Source organism: Agromyces hippuratus (assembly GCF_013410355.1).
Lineage (GTDB): Bacteria > Actinomycetota > Actinomycetes > Actinomycetales > Microbacteriaceae > Agromyces > Agromyces hippuratus.
The window spans coordinates 3,240,624-3,264,573 of sequence record NZ_JACCFI010000001.1 but is presented as its reverse complement, the minus strand read 5'-3'; the positions used below and the strand labels follow the sequence as shown (position 1 = coordinate 3,264,573).

Annotated in this window: 22 protein-coding genes; 6 read left to right on the top strand and 16 right to left on the bottom strand. The window is 71.1% G+C overall.

What is annotated here, in order from left to right:
- Entirely contained in the window at positions 1-741 is a 741-nt protein-coding gene (locus BJY17_RS15265) for an amidase domain-containing protein (RefSeq protein ID WP_179552116.1), read from the top strand.
- Here the strand turns inward: BJY17_RS15265 and BJY17_RS15260 are convergent.
- The 8 genes from BJY17_RS15260 to BJY17_RS15225 form a co-directional block, all read right to left on the bottom strand.
- Positions 720-1,205: a DUF1294 domain-containing protein gene (locus BJY17_RS15260; RefSeq protein WP_179552115.1), complete on the bottom strand. Its 486-nt coding sequence runs from the start codon at positions 1,203-1,205 to the stop codon at positions 720-722. The two genes, BJY17_RS15265 and BJY17_RS15260, sit on opposite strands and share 22 nt — an antisense overlap.
- A gap of 49 nt (positions 1,206-1,254) precedes the next feature.
- Positions 1,255-2,298, bottom strand: coding sequence for a sugar phosphate isomerase/epimerase family protein (locus BJY17_RS15255; protein ID WP_179552114.1), 1,044 nt, complete (start codon positions 2,296-2,298; stop codon positions 1,255-1,257).
- Entirely contained in the window at positions 2,295-3,164 is an 870-nt protein-coding gene (locus BJY17_RS15250) for a sugar phosphate isomerase/epimerase family protein (RefSeq protein ID WP_179552113.1), read from the bottom strand. The genes BJY17_RS15255 and BJY17_RS15250 overlap by 4 nt, the downstream gene beginning before the upstream one ends.
- A 97-nt stretch (positions 3,165-3,261) precedes the next feature.
- Positions 3,262-4,437 (bottom strand): substrate-binding domain-containing protein, encoded by a 1,176-nt coding sequence (locus BJY17_RS15245; RefSeq protein WP_407647822.1) that lies wholly within the window; start codon positions 4,435-4,437, stop codon positions 3,262-3,264.
- Between the two features lie 29 nt (positions 4,438-4,466).
- Positions 4,467-5,639 (bottom strand): ABC transporter permease, encoded by a 1,173-nt coding sequence (locus tag BJY17_RS15240; protein ID WP_179552111.1) that lies wholly within the window; start codon positions 5,637-5,639, stop codon positions 4,467-4,469.
- On the bottom strand, positions 5,636-6,763 hold the full coding sequence (locus BJY17_RS15235) for an ABC transporter permease (protein WP_179552110.1): 1,128 nt from the start codon (positions 6,761-6,763) through the stop codon (positions 5,636-5,638). The genes BJY17_RS15240 and BJY17_RS15235 overlap by 4 nt, the downstream gene beginning before the upstream one ends.
- A complete protein-coding gene (locus BJY17_RS15230) occupies positions 6,760-8,361 on the bottom strand; it encodes a sugar ABC transporter ATP-binding protein (RefSeq protein ID WP_179552109.1) in 1,602 nt (533 codons plus the stop codon). The genes BJY17_RS15235 and BJY17_RS15230 overlap by 4 nt, the downstream gene beginning before the upstream one ends.
- A complete protein-coding gene (locus tag BJY17_RS15225) occupies positions 8,358-9,464 on the bottom strand; it encodes a Gfo/Idh/MocA family protein (RefSeq protein WP_179552108.1) in 1,107 nt (368 codons plus the stop codon). The genes BJY17_RS15230 and BJY17_RS15225 overlap by 4 nt, the downstream gene beginning before the upstream one ends.
- 116 nt (positions 9,465-9,580) lie before the next feature.
- On the opposite strand from BJY17_RS15225, the gene BJY17_RS15220 reads away from it, so the two are divergent.
- The 3 genes from BJY17_RS15220 (at position 9,581) to BJY17_RS15210 (ending at position 12,359) form a co-directional block, all read left to right on the top strand.
- Entirely contained in the window at positions 9,581-10,768 is a 1,188-nt protein-coding gene (locus tag BJY17_RS15220; RefSeq protein WP_179552107.1) for an ROK family transcriptional regulator, read from the top strand.
- A gap of 66 nt (positions 10,769-10,834) precedes the next feature.
- Positions 10,835-11,485, top strand: a complete 651-nt coding sequence (locus tag BJY17_RS15215; protein ID WP_179552106.1) for a YqaJ viral recombinase family protein — start codon at positions 10,835-10,837, stop codon at positions 11,483-11,485.
- Positions 11,486-11,558: 73 nt separating this feature from the next.
- Positions 11,559-12,359, top strand: a complete 801-nt coding sequence (locus BJY17_RS15210) for an alpha/beta fold hydrolase (RefSeq protein ID WP_179552105.1) — start codon at positions 11,559-11,561, stop codon at positions 12,357-12,359.
- A gap of 19 nt (positions 12,360-12,378) precedes the next feature.
- Here BJY17_RS15210 and BJY17_RS15205 read toward each other — a convergent pair whose 3' ends face one another.
- A complete protein-coding gene (locus BJY17_RS15205; RefSeq protein ID WP_179552104.1) occupies positions 12,379-13,062 on the bottom strand; it encodes a Pr6Pr family membrane protein in 684 nt (227 codons plus the stop codon).
- A gap of 113 nt (positions 13,063-13,175) precedes the next feature.
- On the opposite strand from BJY17_RS15205, the gene BJY17_RS15200 reads away from it, so the two are divergent.
- Entirely contained in the window at positions 13,176-14,126 is a 951-nt protein-coding gene (locus BJY17_RS15200; RefSeq protein WP_322789864.1) for an NADP-dependent oxidoreductase, read from the top strand.
- Between the two features lie 33 nt (positions 14,127-14,159).
- On the opposite strand, the gene BJY17_RS15195 is transcribed toward BJY17_RS15200, so the two are convergent.
- On the bottom strand, positions 14,160-15,119 hold the full coding sequence (locus BJY17_RS15195) for an ArsR/SmtB family transcription factor (RefSeq protein ID WP_179552102.1): 960 nt from the start codon (positions 15,117-15,119) through the stop codon (positions 14,160-14,162).
- A gap of 95 nt (positions 15,120-15,214) precedes the next feature.
- Between BJY17_RS15195 and BJY17_RS15190 the strand changes: the two genes are divergently transcribed.
- Positions 15,215-16,564, top strand: a complete 1,350-nt coding sequence (locus BJY17_RS15190; RefSeq protein WP_322789863.1) for an MFS transporter — start codon at positions 15,215-15,217, stop codon at positions 16,562-16,564.
- 36 nt (positions 16,565-16,600) lie between these two features.
- Here BJY17_RS15190 and BJY17_RS15185 read toward each other — a convergent pair whose 3' ends face one another.
- From BJY17_RS15185 to BJY17_RS15160, 6 genes are all read right to left on the bottom strand, one after another.
- Positions 16,601-17,185: a GNAT family N-acetyltransferase gene (locus tag BJY17_RS15185; protein ID WP_322789862.1), complete on the bottom strand. Its 585-nt coding sequence runs from the start codon at positions 17,183-17,185 to the stop codon at positions 16,601-16,603.
- A 106-nt stretch (positions 17,186-17,291) separates the two neighbouring features.
- A complete protein-coding gene (gene aceB, locus BJY17_RS15180) occupies positions 17,292-18,986 on the bottom strand; it encodes a malate synthase A (protein ID WP_246303743.1) in 1,695 nt (564 codons plus the stop codon).
- A 57-nt stretch (positions 18,987-19,043) separates the two neighbouring features.
- Positions 19,044-20,366: an isocitrate lyase gene (gene aceA, locus BJY17_RS15175; protein WP_179552101.1), complete on the bottom strand. Its 1,323-nt coding sequence runs from the start codon at positions 20,364-20,366 to the stop codon at positions 19,044-19,046.
- A gap of 326 nt (positions 20,367-20,692) precedes the next feature.
- Positions 20,693-21,619, bottom strand: coding sequence for a PDDEXK family nuclease (locus BJY17_RS15170; protein WP_179552100.1), 927 nt, complete (start codon positions 21,617-21,619; stop codon positions 20,693-20,695).
- A 335-nt stretch (positions 21,620-21,954) separates the two neighbouring features.
- Positions 21,955-23,178, bottom strand: a complete 1,224-nt coding sequence (locus tag BJY17_RS15165) for a sensor histidine kinase (protein WP_179552099.1) — start codon at positions 23,176-23,178, stop codon at positions 21,955-21,957.
- A complete protein-coding gene (locus tag BJY17_RS15160) occupies positions 23,171-23,839 on the bottom strand; it encodes a response regulator transcription factor (RefSeq protein ID WP_179552098.1) in 669 nt (222 codons plus the stop codon). The genes BJY17_RS15165 and BJY17_RS15160 overlap by 8 nt, the downstream gene beginning before the upstream one ends.
- Positions 23,840-23,950: the final 111 nt, after the last annotated feature.

The window sequence follows — 23,950 nt, the reverse complement described above, 5'->3', positions numbered from 1 at the left end:
ATGCCGAGCACCGCCAAGACCCCTGAATCCCGCCGCCGCGGCCTCGTTCTCGTCGGCATCCTCGCCGTCGCGCTCGTCGCGGGCGGGGCGACCCTCGCGTGGTCGGCGCAGCAGGGAGCCGGCGAGGCCGCGGCGAACGGTTCCGCCGACACGATGGCCGGTGCAGCCGGAGCGGCAGGCGCAGCAGGAGCGCCCGGCGCGGGTCGCAAGGCTTCCGACGCCGATACCGAGGTCGCCGACTTCTCGGCCTACTCCGACGGCGTCGCCGCCCAGCTCTCGTACGCGTTCGAGCACTGGACCGACACCGAGAGCGAGACCTACGGCTACCTCGACGAGAACGACTGCGTGAACTTCACGAGCCAGACCCTGCTCGCGCGCGGCTGGATCGAAGACGACGAGTGGTGGTTCGACGAGTCGGGCGACGCCTTCAGCCATGCCGATGCCTGGATCAGCTCGACGGCCATGCGCGACTACCTCGAGGCGCACCCCGAGCGGGCCACGGCACTCACCGACGACGAGCGCGACGCGGTCGAGGTCGGCGACGTCGTGCAGTTCGACTGGGACGACTCGGGCGACCGCGACCACACCGGAATCGTGACCTCGGTCGAGACGGAGCTCGACGGGTCGATCACGATCCTCTACGCGGGGCACACCGACCCGACGTGGGATCGCTCGGTCGACTGGGCGATCACCGTGCTGCACCCGGGCGGCGTCGCGTACTACTGGAGCATTCCCGAGTAGTCGAGCTCGGGCATGCTCAGGCCCGACTGCAGCAGGCCGATGAACACGGCCAGCACGAGCGCGTTGACGACGACGGTGAGCCAGAAGGCCCGCCGGAAGCTGCGCTTGCGCGTCTTGTGACGGAAGAGCTGCTGGGCGACGACCGCGCCCGGCCAGCCGCCGACGAACCCCATCATGAGCAGCGCCGACTCCGAGGTGCGCGGCCCGCCGCGTTTCGCCGCGCGCTTGTCGAGTCCGTAGGCGACGAAGGCGACGAGGCTCACCGCGCCGTACCACGCCGGAACCCACCAGGGCAGCCACGCGGCCACGACGGCGACGGCGATCGCCGCGGCGAACACCACCAGCACCATCCAGCTGAGCGACGACGGCAGCGGCCGCGAGAGATCACGGTCGGGGCGGGTCGGCCGAGCGGCCGGCCGGGCCGCCGATCGAGGGCGCGGCGGCGGGTTCGGGTCGAGACGCATACGCCGATGCTACGGCGGGCGCACGACGCCCCGCCCGCCCCCGAGCGGGCTACTGGTTCGAGAAGGCCGCGTCGAACGAGGCCGTCGGCTTCGGCCAGAGCAGCGAGCGGATGAATCCGACCGCCTCCGCAGCACCGTGCAGCCGGTCCATGCCCGCGTCCTCCCACTCGACCGAGATCGGTCCGGCGTAGCCGATCGCGTCGAGCGCGCGGAACGAGTCCTCCCACGGCACGTCGCCGTGGCCGGTCGAGACGAAGTCCCAGCCACGCCGCGGATCGCCCCACGGCAGGTGCGAGCCGAGCACGCCGGCCCGCCCGTTCTGCGGGCGCATCCGCGTGTCCTTGCAGTCGACGTGGTAGATGCGGTCCTTGAAGTCCCAGATGAAGCCGACCGGGTCGATGTTCTGCCACATCATGTGCGACGGATCCCAGTTGAAGCCGAACGCCTCACGGTGCCCGATCGCCTCGAGCGTGCGCACCGAGCTCCAGTAGTCGTACGCGATCTCCGACGGGTGCACCTCGTGAGCGAACCGCACACCCTCGGCGTCGAAGACGTCGAGGATGGGGTTCCAGCGCGCCGCGAAGTCCTCGAACCCGGCATCGATCACCGAGGCGGGCACGGGCGGGAACATCGCGACGTAGGGCCAGATCGACGACCCGGTGAACCCGACGACGGTGTCGACCCCGAGCGCACGGGCGACGCGGGCCGAGCGCTTCATGTCCTCGGCGGCGCGCTGCCTGACGCCCTCGGCGTCGCCGTCGCCCCAGGTGTAGGGCCGCACGATCGCCTCATGGCGGAAGTCGATGGGGGCGTCGCACACGGCCTGGCCCGTGAGGTGGTTCGAGATCGCGAAGACCCGCAGCCCATGGCGGTCGAGGATCGCGCGGCGCTCGTCGAGGTAGCCCGGCTCCTCCTCGGCGCGCTTCAGGTCGAGGTGGTCGCCCGAGCACGCGATCTCGAGTCCGTCGTAGCCCCACTCCGCCGCGAGGCGCGCGACCTCGGCGAAGGGCAGGTCCGCCCACTGCCCCGTGAAGAGGGTGACGGGGCGGGCCGCGGGCGCCGCGGCATCCGCTGCTGAATGCTGGTCGGTCATCGTTGCTCCCGTTCGTCTTGGAGGGCGGTCAGGTAGCGGATGCTCCGTGCCGCGAGTTCGTCCTGCGATGCTGCGAGGGGCCGCCACACCGAAGCGGCGACCGCGATCGTGTCGTTGTCGCCCGTGAAGCTCTCGAGGCCGAGCGGGCCCGAGTAGCCGACATCGTCGAGGGCGTCGAGGAAGGCCGGCCAGTCGATGTGGTCGTCGCCCACCGCGCCGCGGTCGTTGCCGCAGACCTGCACGTAGGCGAGGTGCTCGCCGGCGAGGCGGATCGCGTCGCCGACGCGCTGCTCCTCGATGTTCAGGTGGTAGCTGTCGAGCGCGAGGCCGAGGCCCGGCCCGAGCAGCGGCCCGAGCGCCTCGAGTGCCTGCTCGACGGTGTTGACGAGGCTCGTCTCGTAGCGGTTCAGCGGCTCGATCGCGAGACGGATGCCGCTGCGCTCCGCCGCCCGGACGACCGGGCCGAGACTGCCCTGCAGCTCGCGGTACCGGGCAGCGCGCTCCTCGGCGTCCATGCGCCAGGTGCGGCCGGTGGCGGCCGTGAACGGGCCGGCGACCACGCGGGAGCCGAGCCGCTCGGCGACGCCGAGGCAGTGCACGAGGTAGTTCTGGGTGGCGACGATCTCGGAGCCGGGCGCCGCGATCAGGTTGCGCCCCGGGCCCATCGCCCCGATCACCACGGGGGCGAGGCGGTGCTCGCGCAGCACGTCGGCCGCGGCATCCGGCGACCAGTCGCCCGGTGTCTCGATCGGCAGTTCGATCGCGCCGAAGCCCATGCCGGCGGCCTTGGCCGCGAGCTCGGCGAGCGAGTCGTCGTCGAGCGGCGAGGTCCAGACCCAGGTGTTGACGCCGATGATGCGGCGCATGCTGCCTCCTTGCGAGCGTGCGGTCGAAACGTGCGATCGGGCGGCGGCGGGGTGACCCACCGCCGCCCGACCAGATTAGGCGGTCATGCGCTCACCCTTACGGAATCACCCGCTCCTGCCAGATCTGCGGGTAGCCCGGCAGGTCTTCGCCGCCGAACTTCGCGTAGTGGCCGTCGGGCATGCCGTCGTTCGCCTCGAGGTACTGATCGACCTCTTCAGCGGTGATCGGCGACTGCGGGAGCACCCACTCCTTCGGGATCTCCTCACCGGCGAAGATCTTCTGCGCGGCGAGCAGCGGCGTGCGCCACTGGAAGTTGGAGTACACCGGTGCAAGACCCGTGAGCCCCGTCTCCTTCCACTTGCGCAGGAAGCTCATCTCGTCTTCGCCCGTCATGACGGGGTAGTCGGCGCCGGCGTCCTCGAATGCCTCGATGGCGGCGACCGCGCCGTCACCGGCGTCCATCCAGATGCCGTCGACATCGCCCTTGGCGAGCTCATCGGAGATGATCTTCTTGATCTCGGCGGGGTCGGCGCCCGTGAAGTAGTCGACCGCCTCGATGTCGTTCTCGCCGAAGAGCTTCTCGGCCGCGGCCCAGCGCTGTTCGAGCACGTCGACGCCCGGGAGGATCCGGAGCGCGACGACCTTCGAGCCCGGTTCCAGCTCCTCGATGAGGAACTCGGCCGTGTCGATGCCCCACGCGAATCCGCCGATGGGGTGGATGAACGTGACGGGGCAGTCGGTCTGCACGCCGCGGTCGAAGACCACGACGGGCTTGCCGGTGTCGCACGCACGCTCGACGGCCGGGGTCATGGCCGCCGTGGAGTTCGGCGAGATGAGGAAGACGTCGCAGTTGCCCTCGTTGATGAAGTAGTCGATGTCGGCGATCTGCGTGTCATCCGAGTCCTTCGCGTCGCGGGTCTCCATCTCGGAGATGGCGCCCGACTCCTGCAGCACCTTCAGCTGCTCGTTCATCGTGATCCAGCCGGTCTGCCGCCAGGGGTTCGAGATCGAGGCGTTCGCGAAGCACGCCTTCTTCGCTCCGGTGGCCGCATAGGCCGACGTGTCGGTCATCTCGGCGTTGATGTACTGCAGCCACGGCTGCCCCTCAGGCCCTTCGGGCACGACGGATCGTTCGGCGTACTGCTTGTCGTAGAGCTCCTGGTCGAACCACTCGACCGCCTCCTCCGTGGCTCCGGCGTCATCCGACGGCGCGGCCACGTTGGGGTCGGTGGTACATCCGGCCAGTGCGAACAGCGCGAGAGCGCCGACCATGGCCGATGCCACTGAATACCTGCGTCGCATCACGAACCTCCCTTGGTTTCGTTGTCAGCCCTCTGCGTCGAGGGAATGGGTGCAGGGCGAGCGGATGCCGCGGCATCCTGCTCCTCCGCCGGTGCCGGCGAAGTCTCGGTCGCGGGCTCCGATGACGGAGTCGGCGAGATCTGGTGTGACGGCGCCTCGAGGGCGCGGCCCTTGCGTCGGGCGCGAACCGTGGTCGCGGCGTAGGCCACGGCGATGATGATGATCGCGCCCTGCACCGCGTCGCGGTAGGTCGAGGGCACGCCGGCGAAGTTCAGCAGTGTGAAGAGCGCCTCGAGTGCGAAGGCGCCTGCTGCCGCCGCGACGACCCAGCCGCGGCCGCCGCCGAGCACGACACCGCCGAGCACGACCGCGGTGATCGCGGTGAACTCGTAGCCCCGGCCCACGCTCGGGTGCACGCCGGCGTAGCCGACGAGCAGCACCCCCGCGACGGTCGCCGAGAGCGAGGAGATCATGAAGGTCGACGTCTTCACCCACCAGTTGCGCGCACCCGAGTACCGCGCGGTCGTGGGGTTGTCGCCGAGGGCGATGATCGTGCGGCCGAACGGTCGGCGGGCGAACCAGACGGCGAGGAGGAGCACGACGACGAGCACGACGACCGACCACGGCAGGATCTCGATGACGGGCAGGTCCCTGATGCCGCCGCGCCCGATCTCGCGGAAGCCGTCGGCGGGGTTGCCGGTCGCTGCGCCGCCGGTCCAGTAGAGCGTCGCGCCGAGCAGGGCGAGCATCATGCCGAGCGTGGCGATGAAGCTCGGCACCTTCAGCAGCGTGACGATGAGGCCGTTGACGAGCCCGATGAACGCGCCGAACGCGAGCATGAACAGCAGCACGGGGATCGACTTCGACTCGTCCTGACCGATGAGGTTGCCGGCGATCACGACCTGGGCCGTCACGACCGATCCCATGGAGAGGTCGAACTCGCCGCCGACGATCACGAAGTACTGGCCGATCGCCGCGATCGCGACGGGAGCGACGCGCTGCACGAAGCGGATGAACTGCGACGGCTCGGCGAACGCGGGGTTCAGCACCGTGATCGCGACGAGCAGCACGATGAGCAGCAGGAAGACGGCGCCGCGGGGGCTGATGAGCGTGCGCCCGAGGTCGGCGAGACGCTGGCCGACGGTGGGCTGCTGGGTGGTCGCGGCGCTCATGCCGAACCCTCCTTCTCGTGATCCTCGACCGGCGAGGCGGTATGGGCGTCTCGCGTGTTGTCGAGCGGATCGGGGCCGACGCGAGCGGAAGCGCCGCCCGCGGGATCCGCAGTCGCCGACCCTGCGGTGAATCGCGGACGGCGCCGGTCGAGCGAGCGGCTCGTGTAGACGGCGACGGCCGCGACGATGACGACGCCGCGCACGACGTCCTTCAGGAAGGGGTTGACCTGCATGACGCTCATCACGTTGTCGACCACGGCGAAGATCGCGACGCCGGCGATGGTGCCCCAGATCGAGCCGCGGCCGCCCATGAGCAGGGTGCCGCCGAGCACGACCGCGGCGATCGAGAGCAGGTCGTAGCCGCCCTGCGTGCCGACGGTGGGGCTGCCGACGCCGAGCCTGCTCGCGAGCAGGAGCCCGGCGAGCGCCGCCGTGATCGAGCACAGCATGTGCGCGACGATGACCGGTCGCGCGGTGCGGATGCCCGAGAGGCGCGCGACCTGTTCGTTGCCGCCGACGGCGAACATGTGATTGCCGGTGCGGGTGCGGGCGAGGAAGAACGCGCCGGCCACGGCGACCGCGAGCATGATGATCGTCGACACCGGCACGGGCCCGACGCCGGTCGCGCCGATCAGCTGGAACTCCCACGGCACCTCGCCGCTCGTGCCCTTGAAGTTCGTGTCGAGGTAGCCCTTGATGATGAGCCCCGTGCCGAGGGTCGCGATGAAGCCGTTGACCTTGAGCTTCGTGACGATGAGGCCGTTCGCGAGTCCGATGAGCGCCGCGACGACGAGCACCGCGAGCACGGCGATCGGGATGTTCGCCGGGTTGCCGGCCATCATGTCGGCGGCGATGAGGCTCGACAGGCTGATGACGTAGGGCACCGACAGGTCGAGCGACGCGCACAGGATCACGAGCGTCTGACCGATCGCGACGAAGCCGAGCACGCTCATGCCGGTGAGGATGTCGCGGATGTTGCCGGCGCTGAAGAAGTTGCGCCCGACGCTCGCGACGAGGATCGCGCCGATGATGATGACGCCGACGAGCGCGATGCCCACGATGAGGCTCGCGTCGAGGCGACGGCGACGGCCGCGGCGAACGGAGGTCGCGGTGGCGGCGCTCATCGGCCGACCCCCTCGTTCGTGTCATCCGATCCGGAGGCCTCGGCCGTGCCGACGACCTTCGCGCCGCCGACCCTGAGCGTTCCGGTGGCGGCCGAGAGGATCGTGGCCTCGTCGCTCCGAGCCGGGAGCTCGGCGGAGGCGCGGCCGTCGTGCATGACCACGATGCGGTCGGACATGCCGATGACCTCAGGCAGTTCCGAGGAGATCATGAGGATGGCGACCCCTTCCTTCGCAAGCCGTCGCATGAGCGTGTAGACGGCGACCTTCGCGCCGACGTCGATGCCGCGGGTCGGCTCGTCGAGCAGCACGACCTTCGGCTTCGTGGCGAGCCACTTCGCGAGCACGACCTTCTGCTGGTTGCCGCCCGAGAGGTACTGCACCTCTTGGTCGACGCCGCGTGAGGAGACCTCGAGCGAGGAGAGCACGCCGGGCAGTTCGCGGCGGGCCTCGCCGGTGCGGCGCGCGAACACCGAGCGGATGACGAGCAGGGCGTTGTCGCCGACCGACTGGTTCAGGGCGAGGCCCTGCGCCTTGCGGTCCTCGGTGATGAGCGCGATGCCCGCCTTCACGGCCTGCCGCGCCGAGGTCATGCGCAGCGGCCGACCGTCGAGCAGCAACTCGCCGCGGGTGAACGGGTCGATGCCGAAGAGCGCCTCGACGAGTTCGGTGCGCCCCGAACCCTGCAGGCCCGCGACACCGACGATCTCGCCGGCCCGCAGCTCGAGGTCGACGCCGTCGACGTAGGCGTTGCCGGCGCCCCGGAGCTGCAGCCGCGGCTCCCCGACGACCGTGCCCGCTTCGGCGGCAGGGAAGTAGGCGGAGATCGGCCGGCCGACCATGCGGCGCACGAGCTCGTCGGTGTCGAGTTCGGCGGCCGGGCCGCTCGAGACGAGCGCGCCGTCCTTCAGCACGGTGATCGTGTCGCAGAGGTCGAAGATCTCCTTCAGGCGGTGCGAGACGTAGACGATCGCGACCCCGCGCTCGGAGAGCCTGCGCACGATCGTGTAGAGCAGTTCGACCTCGTGGTCGGCGAGTGCCGCCGTCGGCTCGTCCATCTGGATGACCCGGGCGTCGACCGAGAGGGCCTTCACGATCTCCACGATCTGCTGCTCGGCGACGGTGAGCGTGCGCACCGGGGCATCCGCATCGATCGTGTCGATGCCGAGGTCGGCGAGGAGCGTGCGGGTCTCGGCGAGCATCCCCTTCCGGTCGACGAGACCGTGGCGCTTCGGCTCGCGGCCGAGGAAGACGTTCTGCGCGACGGTGCGCTCGGGCAGGAGGTTGAACTCCTGGAAGACCGTGGCGAGCCCGGCGTGCGCGGCCTGGACGGGATGCGTGAACGCCACCTCGCTGCCGCCGAGCGTGATGCTGCCGGCGTCGCGCTCGTAGACGCCCGCGAGGATCTTCATGAAGGTCGACTTGCCGGCGCCGTTCTCGCCGACGAGGCCGTGCACCTCGCCGGGGTGGAGCGTGAGCCCGACCCCGCGCAGCACCGTGACGCCGAAGAACGACTTCTCGAGGCCCGTGGCGACGAGCACGGGCTCGCCGTCGAGCACTGCGCTGCGACCGGCCCCCGCCTGCGGCTGTTCGGCGTTCATGCGGCCACCTCCACCCAACTGCCGCTCGCCGCGGAGGCGAGCACTGCTTCCGTCACGCGCACCGCGCGAAGTCCATCGTCAAACTGCGGCAGGCCTTCGGGCGTCTGCCCGCCGATCGCCGCGTAGGCATCGGCGACGAAGGCGTTGAAGGCGTCTTGATAGCCCATCGGATGCCCCGCGGGCACGAGCGACAGTCGGGCGGCATCGGGGGCGAGCCGCGCCGGGTCGCGTTCGATGATGCTCGAGGCGTCGGTGCGGCCGAGCCAGAGGGAGTCGGGGCGCTCCTGCTCGAAGCGCACGCTCGCCTCGGTGCCCGAGAGCTCGATCGAGAGGGCGTTCTTGCGGCCGGGTGCGACCTGCGAGACGAGGAGAGTGCCGACGGCGCCCGACGCCAGCTCGACGACGACGGCGACGAGGTCTTCGGTGGCGATGTCGTCGTGCGTCGCGCGGGCCTCGTAGACGGTGCGGGTCGAGGCGCTCAGGCGCCTGATGCGCTCGCCCGAGACGAACTCGAGCAGGTCGACGAGGTGCGAGCCGATGTCGGCGAACGCCCGTGATGGGCCGCCGAGCGCGGCGTCGACGCGCCAGTCGTCGTCGTGCGGCGCCGCGAGCCAGTCCTGCAGGTAGCTGCCCTGCACGCTGAGGAGGCGACCGGTCTCGCCGCGGGCGATGCGGGCCCTGGCCTCGCGTGCCATCGGGTGGAAGCGGTAGACGAACGGCACGGCGGCCACGAGGCCGCGTTCTGCGGCCAGTGCCGCGAGCGCCGCGGCATCCGTCGCGGTGGTCGCGAGCGGCTTCTCGCAGATCACGTGCTTGCCGGCCTCGAGTGCCGCCCGTGCGATCGCGGCATGCGTCGCGTTCGGCGTGCACACGTGCACCACGTCGATGTCGGGATCGGCGAGCAGTTCGTCGAGCGAGGCGTGGGCCGTGGCGAATCCGAGGCGCTGCGCCGCGTCGCGAGCGCGATCGGCGGAGGAGGATGCACCGCCGACCAGCTCGGCCCGGGCGGCGCGAGCGGCCCGGGAGTGCACGGTGGCCATGAACCCGCCACCGACGAAGCCGGCACGCATCGTGCGGGCTGGGGCGGTGACGTCCGTTGTCATGGTCGACATGCTGGCACACCTCGCCCACCTTTTGCTAGTCATTCGTCAAAAGTTGCCGGAGTCGTTACAGCTTCGAGATACACCAACAAGACAAGGTGGTGTGCTTTACTCAGTGCATGGTCGACATCAGCCGAGGCTCGGCACTCGGTTCTTCAGGAGCGAGCGAGCTCTTCCAGCTGCTCCGCGACGGGGCGCCGCGTACTCGCGCCTCGCTCGCCGCGAGCACCGGCCTCGCCCGTTCGACCATCGCGGCGCGCGTCGACGAGCTCATGGAACTCGGGCTGGTCTCCCCCGTGGCCGACGCCGCCTCCACCGGCGGCAGGCCGCCGTCGCAGTTCGCCCTGAACCCCGGCGCGAGGATCGTGCTCGCCGCCGACCTCGGCGCCTCGCACGCGAACGTCGCGGTGACCGACCTCGCCGGCACCGTGCTCGCCGAGCACGGCGAACCCCTCGACATCGCGAAGGGCCCCGAGGCCGTGCTCGGCTGGATGGTCGACGCGGGCCTCGCCCTCATCGACGGGCTCGGCCGCGACCGGCACGAACTCGCCGCCATCGGCGTCGGCGTGCCCGGTCCGGTCGAGCACTCCACGGGTCGACCGGTCAACCCGCCGATCATGCCCGGCTGGGACCGCTTCGACGTGCCGGGCTGGGTGCAGCAGCACCTCGAGGTGCCCGTGCTCGTCGACAACGACGTGAACATCATGGCCCTCGGCGAACGAGCGCTGGCCTGGCCGCAGGTCGAACACCTCATGTTCGTGAAGGTCGCGACGGGCATCGGCTCCGGCATCATCTCCGGCGGCCTGCTGCAGCGCGGCGCGCAGGGCATCGCCGGCGACATCGGCCACGTCCGGGTGGCGCGCGGCAGCGACGTGCCCTGCCACTGCGGCAATCGCGGATGCCTCGAGGCCCTGGCCTCCGGCCCCGCCATCGCCCGGGCTCTTCGCGAACAGGGCATCGAGGCCCACACCGGCAACGACGTCGTCGAACTCGTCAAGCACGGCGACATCGACGCCATCCAGGCCGTACGCCAGGCGGGCCGCGACATCGGCGAGGTGCTGACCGCCTGCGTCAGCCTCGTGAACCCCTCGGTCGTCGCGATCGGCGGCTCGATGGCGCGTGCCGGCGAGCACCTCATCGCCGGTGTGCGCGAGGTCGTCTACATGCGATCGATGCCGCTGGCCACCGAGCACCTCGTCATCGCGGCGTCCGCCGCCGGCGAGAACGCCGCCGTGCTCGGAGCGAGCATGCTCGCGATCCACCACGTGCTCTCCCCCGAGGGCATCGACGCGCTCGCGGCGCGCTGATCGACCGGGGGCGCACACGCGTGCCCGCCTCGCCTCGCTGACAGGGCGGAGCGGTACGCTCGGAGGGTGCCCGACACCCCCTTCGCCCTCTTCGATCTCGAGGGTGCGGCGACGGCGGTCGCGGTCGACGAGCGCCCGCGGCATCCGTGCCATTCGCGTGTCGTCGCCGATTCGAGCGATCGGGTGGCCTGGCTCAGGGCGCGCTCGCGGGGCATCACCGCGACGGATGCCGCCAAGCTCGCCTCCTTCGCCTCGGTGCGATCCGCGGCGTGGGAGAAGCGCAACGGCAGTTCCTTCGGCGGAAGCCGCTACACCGATCACGGTAAGGAGCGCGAGCCCGTCATCGCCGAGTGGGTGCGGCGCACGCACGGCATCGAGCCGTCGAGCCTGCTCTTCCACGCCGAGTCCGAGCGCCGTCACCTCGCCACGCCCGACGGGCTGCGGGTCACGCCCAGCGGCGCACTCGAGCTCTGCGAGATCAAGACCACCTCGCGCGCCTGGCGCGGCATCCCCCGCGGCTATCTCCGACAGGTCTGGTGGCAGCAGTACGTGCTCGGCGCCGAACGCACCCTCGTGGTGTGGGAGCAGCACGACGATTTCGTTCCCACTCGCGACGAGCCCGAGTACCGTTGGGTCGATCGCGACGACGACCAGATCGCGATCCTCGTGAGACTGGCCGACGAGCTCATCGCGGAGCTCGGCGGGCGTCGCACGTGAGACGCGTGATCGTTCGCACGCCGCTCCACCGCGCACGCGCCCTGCATCGCCCACTGCCGGGAGGTTCCCCCCGATGACGACCGTTCTGCTGCACGGCCTCGGCGCCGACCGGCGCCAGCCGCTCGACCTCTTCACGCCCGCGGTGCATGCGGTGGTCGGCCCCGACGAACTCGTCATCGCGCCCGACATCCGCGCCCACGGCGGGTTCCTCACGGTCGGCGAGCCGGCGGACTTCCGCCTCGACCGGCTGGCGGCCGAGGTCGCCGCGTCGGTGCGCGAGGCGATCGAGGACGCGGGCGAGCCCGCGCCAGAGGCATCCGCTCCCCTGACGATCATGGGCATCTCGCTCGGCGCCGCGCTCGCGCTGCGGATCGCCCTCGACGACCTCCTGCCCATCGAGCGCGCGGTGTTCGTGCGCCCGTCGTTCAGCGATCAGTCGCTGCCCGAACATCTGCGGGTGTTCCCGGTCATCGGTCAGATCCTCGCCGACGCCGGGCCCGCCGGCATCGACGAGTTCCGCGAGCGTGCGATCTTCCAGCACGTCGTGTCGGTGTCGCCGGCCGGCGGGCGCGGCCTGTTGTCGCAGTTCACCGCGCCCGACGCCGCACGCCGGGCGATGCGACTCGTCGAGATCCCGCGCAACCGCGCGTTCCGCGACGACGCGGAGCTGGCGGAGCTCGAGCCCCGGGGCATCCGCTCGCTCGTCATCGGCGCGCCGCGCGACCCCGTGCACCCGTACGCCCTCGCCGAGCGATGGGCCGCCGGCCTCCGGGCACCGCTCGTCGAACTGCCCGCCCGCGATGACGGCCTGCCAGTGCAGACGTCGCTGCTGCGCGAGGGCATCGCGCGCTGGCTGGCGCACACCCGCGCCTGACGCGGCGCGACCGCCCGGGTCAGCGAGCTGTCACTGCCTCCGCCGTCGCCTCGGGCTCCTCCGACGCGGCACGGTAGGGCCAGGCGGACCGGCTGATGCCGATGATGCCCGCGCCGACGAGGAGGATGAACGACGCGATCGCGATGACGTAGACCGTGACGCCGTCGTAGCCGACGCCCGGCGCGATGTTCGGGTCGAGGAACGGGTAGGGATACCACCCGACGATCGCGCCGCGGATCATCGTGTAGACCACCCAGATGATCGGGAAGATCGCGATGGTCCAGATGCGCTTCCACGCGATCGTGCGGCGGCCGGGGGCGAGCACCCAGTCGAGCACCACGTAGAGCGGCGCCCACACGTGCAGGATCTCGTTGGACCACGGCAGGGTCGTCGCCTGGTCGAGCGAGATGTCGCGCAGCAGCAGGTTGTAGACGACGAACGTCGTCGCCATGTAGGTCACGACCGAGGCGCGCGTGAGGTTGAACCAGACCGGATCGGCCGGCGCGCGGAAGGCGAACCAGGCGCCGATCAGCAGCACGATCGCCGAGAGCGCGTTCGAGAGGATCGTGAAGAAGCTCAGGAAGTTGATGACGAACAGACCGGGATTCGGCAGCATCGACAGACTCGTCACGAACTGCGCGACGATCGCGATGACGATGCCCGCCGCCGCCGCGACCCTGATGCCGCCCCAGACTGCTCGCATTCGTGCTCCCCGTGTTGCGTGACGCCACCGGCCACCCGACGGTCGGTGCGATCATAGCGAGGACGGATACGGTGCAAGGGCGATCTCGGGAGGGTGTGTCGATGCGGGCTTTGGTGATCGATCAGACGGGCGGACCGGAGGAGCTCCACATCGCCGAGGTGCCCGACCCGATTCGCATCAGCGACGAGGTCGTCGTCCGCGTCGTCGCGGCCGGCGTGAACCCGATCGATGCGAAGACCCGTGCGGGGCGCGGAGTCTCCCGCGCGATCCCCTCGTATCCCGCCGTGCTCGGCGGCGACTTCGCCGGCGTGGTCGAGACGGTGCCCTACTCCGCGCACCCGCTCCAGCCCGGCGACCGGGTCTACGGCATGGGTCGCGTGCCGAGGCTCGGCGGCAGCTACGCCGAACTCGTCTCGGTGAGCTCGATGAGCCTCACCCGCATGCCGGCCGCGCTCACGTTCGCCGAGGCGGCCGCGGTGCCGCTCGCCGCGCTCACCGCGTGGGGCGCGGTCGTCGACACGGCTCGCGTGCACGACGGGCAGCGCATGCTGATCCACGCGGGCGCCGGCGGCGTCGGCCACTTCGCGGTGCAGTTCGCGGCGTACTTCGGAGCGATCGTGACCGCCACGGGTTCCGCGCGCAACGCCGACTTCCTGCGCGACCTCGGCGCCCGGCGCGTCATCGACTACACCGCCGAGCGGTTCGAAGAGGTCGCCGCCGATCAGGACGTGGTCATCGACCTGATCGGCAACGTCGCGGATGACACGGGCACCCGCTCGCTCGATGCGCTCCGCCAGGGCGGGCTGATCGTGACGGTGCCCACGGGCTCCTGGCCGACCATGGCCGAGGAGGCCGCGGCACGGGGCATCCGCTCGACCGGCTACGTCGTGGCACCCGACGCGCGAACCCTCTCGGTGATCACCCGCCTGATCGACGACGGCGCCGTGCGGGTGCACGTCGAGCGCGAGTTCCCGCTCGAGGAGGGCGCGGCGGCGCACCGGCTGCTCGAGGCCGGGCACGTGCGCGGCAAGATCGTGCTGCGGGTCATCCCCGACCCGGCCTGAACCTGCGGCGAGTGCTCGCGCGGCGGCGACGGCTCAGCCGGCGCGCGCGTCGAGCAGGGCGCTGCCGAGCTCGCTCCTGAGGTAGAGCACGCTGTGCCCGTAGCGCGTGGAGACGAGGAGTCCGGCGTCGCGGAGCGCCCGCAGGTGCTGGTTGACGGCCGACGGCGTGACGCCGAAGCGCACGCCGAGCTCGGTCGACGAGGCGGGGTCGCCGAGGGCGGAGAGCAGGCTCGCGCGCGTCTCGCCGAGGATGGCGGCGACCGCGGCGGGGTTGGCCACGCGCTCGGTCTCCCAGAGCGCGCCCTGGCCGCGCGCCGGATACATGATCATCGGCGGCCCGTCGCCGACGGGCGCCGAACCGCGGCGCGTGAACATCGTCGGCACGAGGGTGAGCCCGAGACCGTCGATCGCCTGCACCCGGTCGGCCGGGTCGCGCAGCCGCACGGAGACGATGCCGCCCTCGTAGTCCACCGTCGACGAGATGCCGTTCAGCATCGTCGACAGCCCGCTCTGCGCGATCTGCCGGCCGCGATGCACGACGTCGGCCTCGAGCACCGCGCGCATCCGCGGCCAGTACGGAGCGAACGAGGCGTCCCAGAGCTCCTGGAGCGCGCGCACGATGCGCCGGATGGCGGCCCTCGGCGACCCCTCGAACACCGTCGGCACGTACCCGTGCACCGCGACGAGGTCGCCGAGGAACGTCTCCGCCGGGGTCGCCAGCAACCGCTCGAACTCGTCGTCGAGCCGCGTGAGCGGCGACTCGGGTCGGGGGTTCAGGAAGTCGGGGGTCCACAGACGGGCGTCGATGAGGCCGCGGAGCGCCTCGGTGTCGAGGTCGGCCCGCGCCGCCTCGGTGCGGCTCAGCCACGGCAGCTGCAGCGGGAACCGCGACGGGTCGTCGATCGCACGCAGCGACAGCCCGAGCTCGCAGAGCGGTGAGATGCCGAAGCGCACGGCCGCGACGTCGCCCTCGTTCAGCACGTATCGCAACATGTAGCGCAACGCTACATCAATTTCTCACGCCCGACGGATCTGCCAGAACTGTACGAGTGAGCCCTACCTCCCCCGCGACACCAGACACCGGAACCGTGCCGACGATCGACCCCGAGCGCTCGGGCAAGCCGTCGTTCATCGGCCGCCTCGCGGCGTCCGTCTCGGATCCCGTGCTGCGCATCCTCGTCGGCGCGACCCTGATCTCGCGCGTCGGGCGCGGCATCTTCCTGACCGTGACGGTGCTCTACTTCACCTTCATCGTCGGCCTCGCCCCGCACGAGGTCGCCATCGTGCTCTCGGCAGCGAGCGCAGCCGGCGTGATCGCGGCCTTCGGCGGCGGCTGGCTCGCCGACCGATCCAGCTCCAAGCGGCTGCTCATCGCCTTCACTGCGATCGAAGGCGTCGCGCTCATCACCTACGTCTTCGCGGGTGACTTCGTCACGGCACTCGTGATCGCCGTCGTCTGCGGTCTCTTCGAGCAGGGCGCGAACTCGACCCGCTCGGCGATCATCGCCCGAGCCTTCACCGGTGAGAGCCGGGTGCACGCACGTGCGGTGCTCCGCACCGTCACGAACGTCGCCATCGCCGCCGGCTCGGGGCTCGGCGCCCTCGCCCTCGCGATCGGCACCGCCGAGGCCTACCGAGCGCTCATCGTCGGGGCCGGCGTGCTCTACCTCCTCGGCCTCATCCAGCTGGTGCGCCTGCCGTCGCGGGTCGATGCGCCGGCCCGCAAGCCCGCGGCTCCCGTGACGACGGCGACCGGCTCGGTCGACTCCGAAGCGAGCGCCGAGGCGGCCGCAGCCGAACGGCGCGCGTGGCGCCGGCACTCGCCATGGCGCGACCCCCGCTACCTCGTGCTCACCGCGCTCAGCGCGATCTTCGGCATGCAGTTCGGCGTCGCAGAGCTCGGCGTGCCGCTCTGGATCGCCCGCGAGACCGCGGCACCCGAGGCCGTCGTGGCAGCGCTCCTCATCCTCAACACGATCATCGTCGTGATCTTCCAGGTGCCGCTCTCGCGCGGCACGCACGACCTGCGCGTCGCAGCTCGCGTGTCGGGCATCGCCGCCTGGCTCATGGCGGCCGCATGCATCGTGTACGCGTCGGCGGCGGGTCTGCCGATCGGCTTCGCGATCACCGTGCTCGTCTTCGCCGCGATCATCCACGCGTTCGCGGAGGTGCTCTCGCAGGCCGGCGGCTGGGGCCTCAGCTTCGAACTCGCCGACCCCGCGCAGGCCGGCAGCTACCAGGGCGTGTTCGGCATGGGCTACACGGTCGGCGCCCTCGCGGCACCGCTCGTCGTGAACGCGACGGCGATCTCGCACGGGTTCTCGGGGTGGGTCGTGCTCGCGGTGATCTTCCTCGCCTCGGGCCTCGGCACGTGGTGGCTCGCGCGACGCGCGGCCCGAACCGCAGATGCCGCCGCCACGAAGTTCGCGGCCTCGTAGGCGACGCACCGATGCGTCCGGTGCCGTCCCCGCCGGCTACGGCGCGACGAGCGGATGCTCCATGACCCAGTCGTCCTCGACTCGGCCGCCGACCACGAAGTGCTTGTGGCCGACCTTCGCGAACCCGTGGCGCTCGTAGAACGCGATCGCCCGCGCATTCTCCTCGTTGACGCCGAGCCACGTCGTCGCCGCCCCGGTCGCCCGTGCCGCGTCGAGCGATGCCCGCATGAGCGCGGCCCCGGCACCCGTGCCGTGCGACTCGGCGAGCACGTAGACCTTGCTGAGCTCGATGGCCGGCCGCGCCGTGACCGCACTCGCGGCGTCGGCGTCGCCCGGCTCGCCGCCGATGAGCATCGTGTAGCCGAGCAGGCGAGAGTGCCCGGATGCCTCGGCAGGGTCAACCGGCCCCTCCGCCACGAGCAGGATGCGCTCGGAGTCGGCGAGGTAGCCCTCGAAGTGCTCGACCCCGAAGTTGCGCGCGATGAAGTCGGCGACCGCCTCGGGCGTGGTGTGCGGCGGGCAGGCGAGCGGGAACGTCGCGGCGGCGAGCGCCGCGAGCGCAGCGGCATCCGTCATCGCTGCGGGTCGGATGCGAACGGCGGAGGCGGTCGTCTGGGTCACGAGCACCGATTCTGGCAGAAGCACCGGGCGCGACGAAGGGGCCGCCCCGACCGCGGCACCTCCGGGATCGCCGGATGCGGTCGGGGCGGCCCCTTCGGGCCTGATCTCAGAGGAAGCGCGCGTAGGCGCCGACGGTGAGGAAGGTCGGGAACTCGGGCTCGAGCGCGACGCTGCGGAACACCGAGATCGCGTCGTCGAACCGGTCGCCCTCGAAGCGCGGCAGCGCGGCGACGGCTTCGGCCATGAGCCGCACGATCGAGGTCTGGTCGATGCGCGTCCCCTCGGCCGTGACCGTGTTCTCGTTCAGCCACTGCCAGATCTGCGAGCGCGAGATCTCGGCCGTCGCGGCATCCTCCATGAGGTTGTCGATCGCCGCGGCGCCCGTGCCGCGCAGCCACGACTCGATGTAGCGGATGGCGATCGAGACGTTGTCGCGCACGCCGCCCTCGGTGACCTCGCCGCCGATCGACGGGATGTCGAGCAGCTCGGCCGCCGTCACGTGCACGTCGTCGCGCAGGCGGTCGACCTGGTTCGGCCGGTCGCCGAGCACGGCGTCGAACTCCGCCCGCGCCGTGGGGATCAGGTCGGGATGCGCCACCCAAGTGCCGTCGAAGCCGTCGCCGGCCTCGCGCCGCTTGTCGGCCTTGACCGCGGCGAGCGCGCGCTCGGTCACCTCGGGGTCGCGGCGGTTCGGGATGAATGCGCTCATGCCGCCGATGGCATGCGCCCCGCGCTTGTGGCACGTGGCGACGAGCAACTCGGTGTACGCCCGCATGAAGGGCACCGTCATCGTGATCGCCTTGCGGTCGGGCATGACCCAGCGGCGACCGCGCGAGCGGAAGGTCTTCACGATCGAGAAGATGTAGTCCCAGCGTCCGGCGTTCAGCCCGGCGCAGTGGTCGCGCAGCTCGTAGAGGATCTCGTCCATCTGGAACGCGGCCTGGATCGTCTCGATGAGCACCGTCGCGCGAACCGTGCCCTGCGGGATGCCGAGCCGGTTCTGCGCGTAGACGAAGATGTCGTTCCAGAGCTTCGCCTCGCGGTGCGACTCGAGCTTCGGCAGGTAGAAGTACGGCCCCCGGCCTGCGGCGATGAGCGCCTGCGCGTTGTGGAAGAAGTAGAGCCCGAAGTCGACGAGCGAGCCCGAGGCGTGCATCGCGCGCCCTGCACGGTCGTGGAACTTCAGGTGCTTCTCGACGAGGTGCCAGCCGCGCGGGCGCATCACGATCGTCGGCGTCTGCTCGGCCGTGACGCGGTACTGCTTGCCCTCGGGGCTCGTGTACTCGAGACGGTCGCGCAGCGCGTCGAAGAGGCTCAGCTGACCCTCGATGACGTTCGCCCAGGTCGGGCTCGTGGCGTCCTCCTGGTCGGCGAGCCACACCTTCGCGCCCGAGTTCAGCGCGTTGATGGCCATCTTGCGGTCGGTCGGGCCCGTGATCTCGACCCGGCGGTCCTCGAGGCCCGGGCCGGCGCCTGCGACGCGCCAGCCGGCGTTGTTCCGGATCGACTCGGTCTCGGGCAGGAACTTCGGGTCGCGGCCGTTCGCCGCGTCGACCCGGGTCTGCAGGCGCACGGCGAGCAGCTCGTGCCGGGTGCCGGCGAAGCGGTCGTGCAGCTCAGCCAGGAAGGCGAGCGCGTCGGGCGTCAGGATCTCGTCGTACCGCTCGCCGAGCGGCGCGGTGACCTCGATGCGCGGTTCGACGGTCTGGAAGCTGCCGGTGGCACGCTTGGGTTCGGGGCGGCGAGCGGATGCGGCATCCGTTCGCTCTCGTTCGAGCGTCATGCTGGGTGTGGTGTTCATGGTCGTTGCTCCTCTGAGTTCGTAAGCCGCGAGCGGGTCAGTAAGCCCGTGAGCGGGTCAGTGGTTGAACTGTTCTTCCTCGGTCGATCCGACGAGGGCGAGGGTTGCGCTGTTGGGGTTCAGCGCGGTGGCGATCTGGTCGAAGTAGCCGGTGCCCACCTCGCGCTGGTGGCGCGTGGCGGTGTAGCCGGATGCCTCCGAGGCGAATTCCGCCTCCTGGAGCTCGACGTAGGCCGACATGTGGCGCTCGTTGTAGTCCTTGGCGAGCGTGAACATGCCGTGGTTCAGGGAGTGGAAGCCCGCGAGCGTGATGAACTGGAACGCGTAGCCCATCGACGCGAGCTCGCGCTGGAACTTCGCGATCTGGTCGTCGTCGAGGTGGCGCTTCCAGTTGAACGAGGGCGAGCAGTTGTAGCTCAGGCGCTTGCCCGGGAACTTCGCGTGCACGGCCTCGGCGAAGCGGCGCGCGAGGTCGAGGTCGGGCTCGGCCGACTCGACCCAGAGCAGGTCGGCGTACTCGGCGTAGGCGAGGCCGCGAGCGATGACCGGCTCGATGCCGTTCTGCACCTCGTAGAAGCCCTCTGCGGTGCGCTCGCCCGTGACGAACTGCCGGTCGCGCTCGTCGTGGTCGCTCGTGAGCAGCGTGGCCGCGAGGGCGTCGGTGCGGGCGATGATGATCGACGGCACGCCGGCGACATCCGACGCCAGGCGTGCGGCGTTGATCGTGCGGATGTGCTGCGACGTCGGCACGAGCACCTTGCCGCCCATGTGGCCGCACTTCTTCTCGCTCGCGAGCTGGTCCTCCCAGTGCACGCCCGCCGCGCCGGCCTCGATCATCTGGTGCATGAGCTCGTAGGCGTTCAGCGGGCCGCCGAAGCCGGCCTCGGCGTCGGCGACGATGGGGGCCATCCAGTCGCGGTCGTCGGTACCCTGCTCGATCTGGCCGGCGCGCAGCAGCGCGTTGTTGATGCGGCGCACGACGGCCGGCACCGAGTTGGCGGGGTAGAGCGACTGGTCGGGGTAGGTCTGGCCGCTGAGGTTCGCGTCGGCCGCGACCTGCCAGCCGCTCAGGTAGATCGCCTTCAGGCCGGCGCGCACCTGCTGCACCGCCTGGTTGCCGGTGAGGGCGCCGAGCGCGGCCGACCACTCGGGCTGCTCCATGGGAGCGAACGCCGTGCCCGTGTTCTGCTGGATGTCCTGCCAGAGCTTCTCGGCGCCGCGCTTGGCGAGCGTGCGCTCCTCGCGGACCGGGCCGCGGAGGGCGATGACGTCTTCGGCCGTGTAGTCGCGGCTGATGTCGTCCCACCGCGGGTTCGCGTCCCACTCGAGCTGCAGCTCGGCCGCGGTCTGGGTCTGGTCGCCGGGGCGGTTCGTGCTCATGGTGTTGCTCCTTCGGTGCAGCGGGCGGATGTCTCGTGGTGCTCCGTTCGGCGTCTGCTTCGGCGCCGTCGGGGTGGCTGTGCATCCACTCTGCGCTCGGCCGGAGGGGCCCACCCGACGATTCGGGGGGTGAACTTTCGGTGTTCTTCTGCGCGCCAGAAGTTCCCGCGCTCGCGCGGGCCGACATGACCCCTCGCCCCACACTCTGCCCCGTGCGCCTGTTCCCCGCGTCCCGCACCCAATCCCCACCCCACCCCACCCCACCCCACCCCACCCCGAGATGACACATTTCGTCGGTTCAGCGGGGCGACCACCGACGAGAAGTGTCATCTCGATACCGGCAGCGTGCCGGTCCACCCTCGTTCCACGAGCGCGCGAGCGGTGCGCGCGATGAGCTCGGCGCGGGGCGTCGCCTTGGTGATGCGGATGACCCACCACCCGTCGTCGACGAGGTCGTTGAACCTCGCGACATCCGTTGCCCACTGGTCGACATCGAACAAGTGCTGCTCGCCGTCGTACTCGACGAGCACCTTGTATTCGCGGAACACCAGATCGCCCCGGGTGCGTCGCCCAGAACGCAGCATGATCGGGCCGTTCGGCTCGGGTTCGGGGAGCCCCGCACGCGTGAGCCCGAGGCGTGCGAACGTCTCGCGGCGCGAGTACACGTTCGCCTGCATCGCGCCCCGTGCTTCGGCGAGCTTTCCCGCGCCCCTCCTCGAGCCGTGGCGCCGGATCGCCTCATCGATCGTGCGTTCGTCGGCGAGCGGAGCGGGAAGCCCGATCAGCCGCTCCCCCGCCGCGATGAGATCATCGAGCCCCAGATACACGGCCAGCGAGCACCAGGTATCGGCCGGTGCCGTCAGTCGAGCACCCCTGACCCCCGCAACGCCGACGAGCCTCGGCCTCGCCGAACTCCGGCTCGCGACCACCCCGCGGCGGCGAGGCGCCCGCCTGCCATCGAGCGCGACGACGTGCAGGAGCGGGTCCCGCTCGAGCCGGAGCGGCAATGGCAGACCGAGCAGGATGGCCGCAGTCGGGCCCGTGAACGCCTGCCCGTCGGTCATGACGACCGCGAGTGCCGAACAGCGCTCGCGCAGCGTGTGCAGGTGCCTCGCATCGACGCGAACGCCGCGGTGCGGGGCCGCCAGAGTGACCGATCGGAGACGACGCGGCGTCACTCCTGCGGCGAGAGCGTCTGCGGTGGCGAACGGAACGGCCTCGAAGCGGCGCGGAAGCGGGGACGGTCGACTCATCGATCGATCGTCGGCGGCCGTCGGCACCGGGCACGGGGGCGCCGCCCGAATCGACAGGCGTCGACCATGACCGCCGATGTGGAGGATGAGTCGAGCGGACGCCTCGAGGTGACATCATTCGTCGCCACTGCGGCGCCGGACCGGCAAGGAGTGCCATCTCGACGCCGGGGCGAGGTGGGTGAGGGTGGCGAGGTGGGTGAGGGTGGTGAGGGTGGTGCGGGTGGTGAGGGTGGTGCGGGTGGTGAGGTGAGGTGGTGCGGGTGAGGTGGGCGAGAGGGAGGTGGGCGAGGTGCGTGCAGGCGAGGTGGGTGGGGGTGCGGCGTTTGCGCGGCGCGTCAGCGCGGGAAGCGCACCACCGCGCGCAGGCCCCCGCCGGCCCGCGGCGCGAGGTCGAGCCCGCCGTCGTGGCGGGCGACGATCGCCGCCACGATCGAGAGGCCGAGTCCGCGACCCCGGTCGGATGCATCTCGCGTGCGACCGCCGCCCCGGGCGAACGGCGCCGTCAGGGTCGCGACCGTCGCGGCGTCGAGTTCGGCCCCGCTGTTCTCGACCTCGAGGCTCGGCAGCGACCCCGCGGCATCCGTCGTCACCGTCACGAAGCCGCCGGGCTCGTTGTGGCGGATCGCGTTCTGCACGAGGTTCACGACGAGCTGGCGCAGCAGCACCTCGTCGCCCTCGACGCTCGCGGGCTCGAGCGACGAGTCCAGCCGCACGCCCGCCTCCTCGGCCTCGACACGCGACTCGTCGACGACGGATGCCGCGACCGCGGCCAGATCCACGGGCGCGAAGGTGCCGGACTCCGTCGACTCGAGCTCGGAGAGGTCGAGCAGCGCCTCGACGGTCTCGATGCTGCGCTCGTTCATCTCCCGCAGCCGTTCGAGCAACTGCACGTCGCCGGCGGCCTGCGAGCTCAGGGCCACGTCGAGCATCGTGCGCGTCGTGGCGAGCGGGGTGCGCAACTCGTGCGAGGCGTTCGCGGCGAAGCGGCGGTCGGCGTTGGCCGAGCGCTCGAGCGAGTCGAGCATGCCGTCGAAGGTGTCGGCGAGGTCGGTGATCTCGTCGCGAGGCCCGGCGAGTGCGATGCGGTGGTCGAGGTGACCGCGCGCGGCGCGGTGGGCGGCCTCGTTGACCTCCTGCAGCGGCCGGAGCATGCGGCCGGCGACGAACCAGCCCGCCCAGGCGCCGCCTGCGGCGAGGAGCGCGAGTGCCCCCACCGACACCCAGAGCAGCAGCTGCAGGATGTCGGATCGCGAGCTCACGACGACGGCCGCCTCGCTCGCCGTCGAGGCGAGCAGCCCGGGGTCGTAGGCGACCTCCGGCGAGTCGGACGGGAGCGTCGACTGGGCGGGGATCGCATCAGTGGGGGTCGCCTCGATCGCCGTCGTCGTCGTGGCGGCCGGCTCGGCGAACTCGTAGCTCGGCACGAGGCCGATGACGAACGCGACGATCGCGAGCAGCACGGCGCCGGCGATCGTCAGCAGCACCGCATACGTCAGGGCGAGACGCGCTCGCACGGTGAGCCGGTAGGTGCGGGGCACGGATGCCGCGGGCTCAGTCATTCGCCGCATCGATCGCGTATCCCGCGCCGGGCACCGTGCGGATCATCCACGGCTCGCCGAGCTTGCGGCGCAGCGTCGAGATCGTCACCTTCACCGAGTTCGTGAAGGGGTTCGCGTTCTCGTCCCATGCCTTCTCGAGCAGCGTCTCGGCGCTCACGACTCCCCCATTCGCGCGCATGAGCACCTCGAGCACCGAGAACTCCTTGCGGGTGAGGTGCACGAACCGCCCGTCGCGCACGACCTCGCGCCGGAACGGGTCGAGCACGACGCCGGCGGCCTCGAGCTGCGGCGGCAATGCGGTGAACCGGCGGCGGCCGAGCGCCCGCACCCGTGCGACGAGCTCGGGGAACTCGAACGGCTTCGCGAGGTAGTCGTCGGCACCGAGTTCGAAGCCGCCGACCTTGTCGCCGAGCCGGCGGGCGGCGGTGAGCATGAGGATGGCGGGCCGCTCCTCGCGAGCGACGAGGGTGCGGCAGACCTCGTCCCCGTGCATGCCGGGAAGGTCGCGGTCGAGCAGCACGACGTCGTAGTCGTTGACGTCGATGCTGAAGAGGGCGGCTTCGCCGTCGGCGGCGACATCCGCTGCGATCGCCTCGAGTGCGAGCCCGGCCCGCACGGCCTCGGCGAGGTACGGCTCGTCCTCAACGATCAGCACGCGCATGTCCCACTCCGTTCGATTGCAGCATCCGAGTCTCCCAGTCAATCCCGTCGACCGTAAGGAAATCGTCAACTCTCCGCTTTACCCCACAGCAACCGCGCTGGGAGTGAGCTG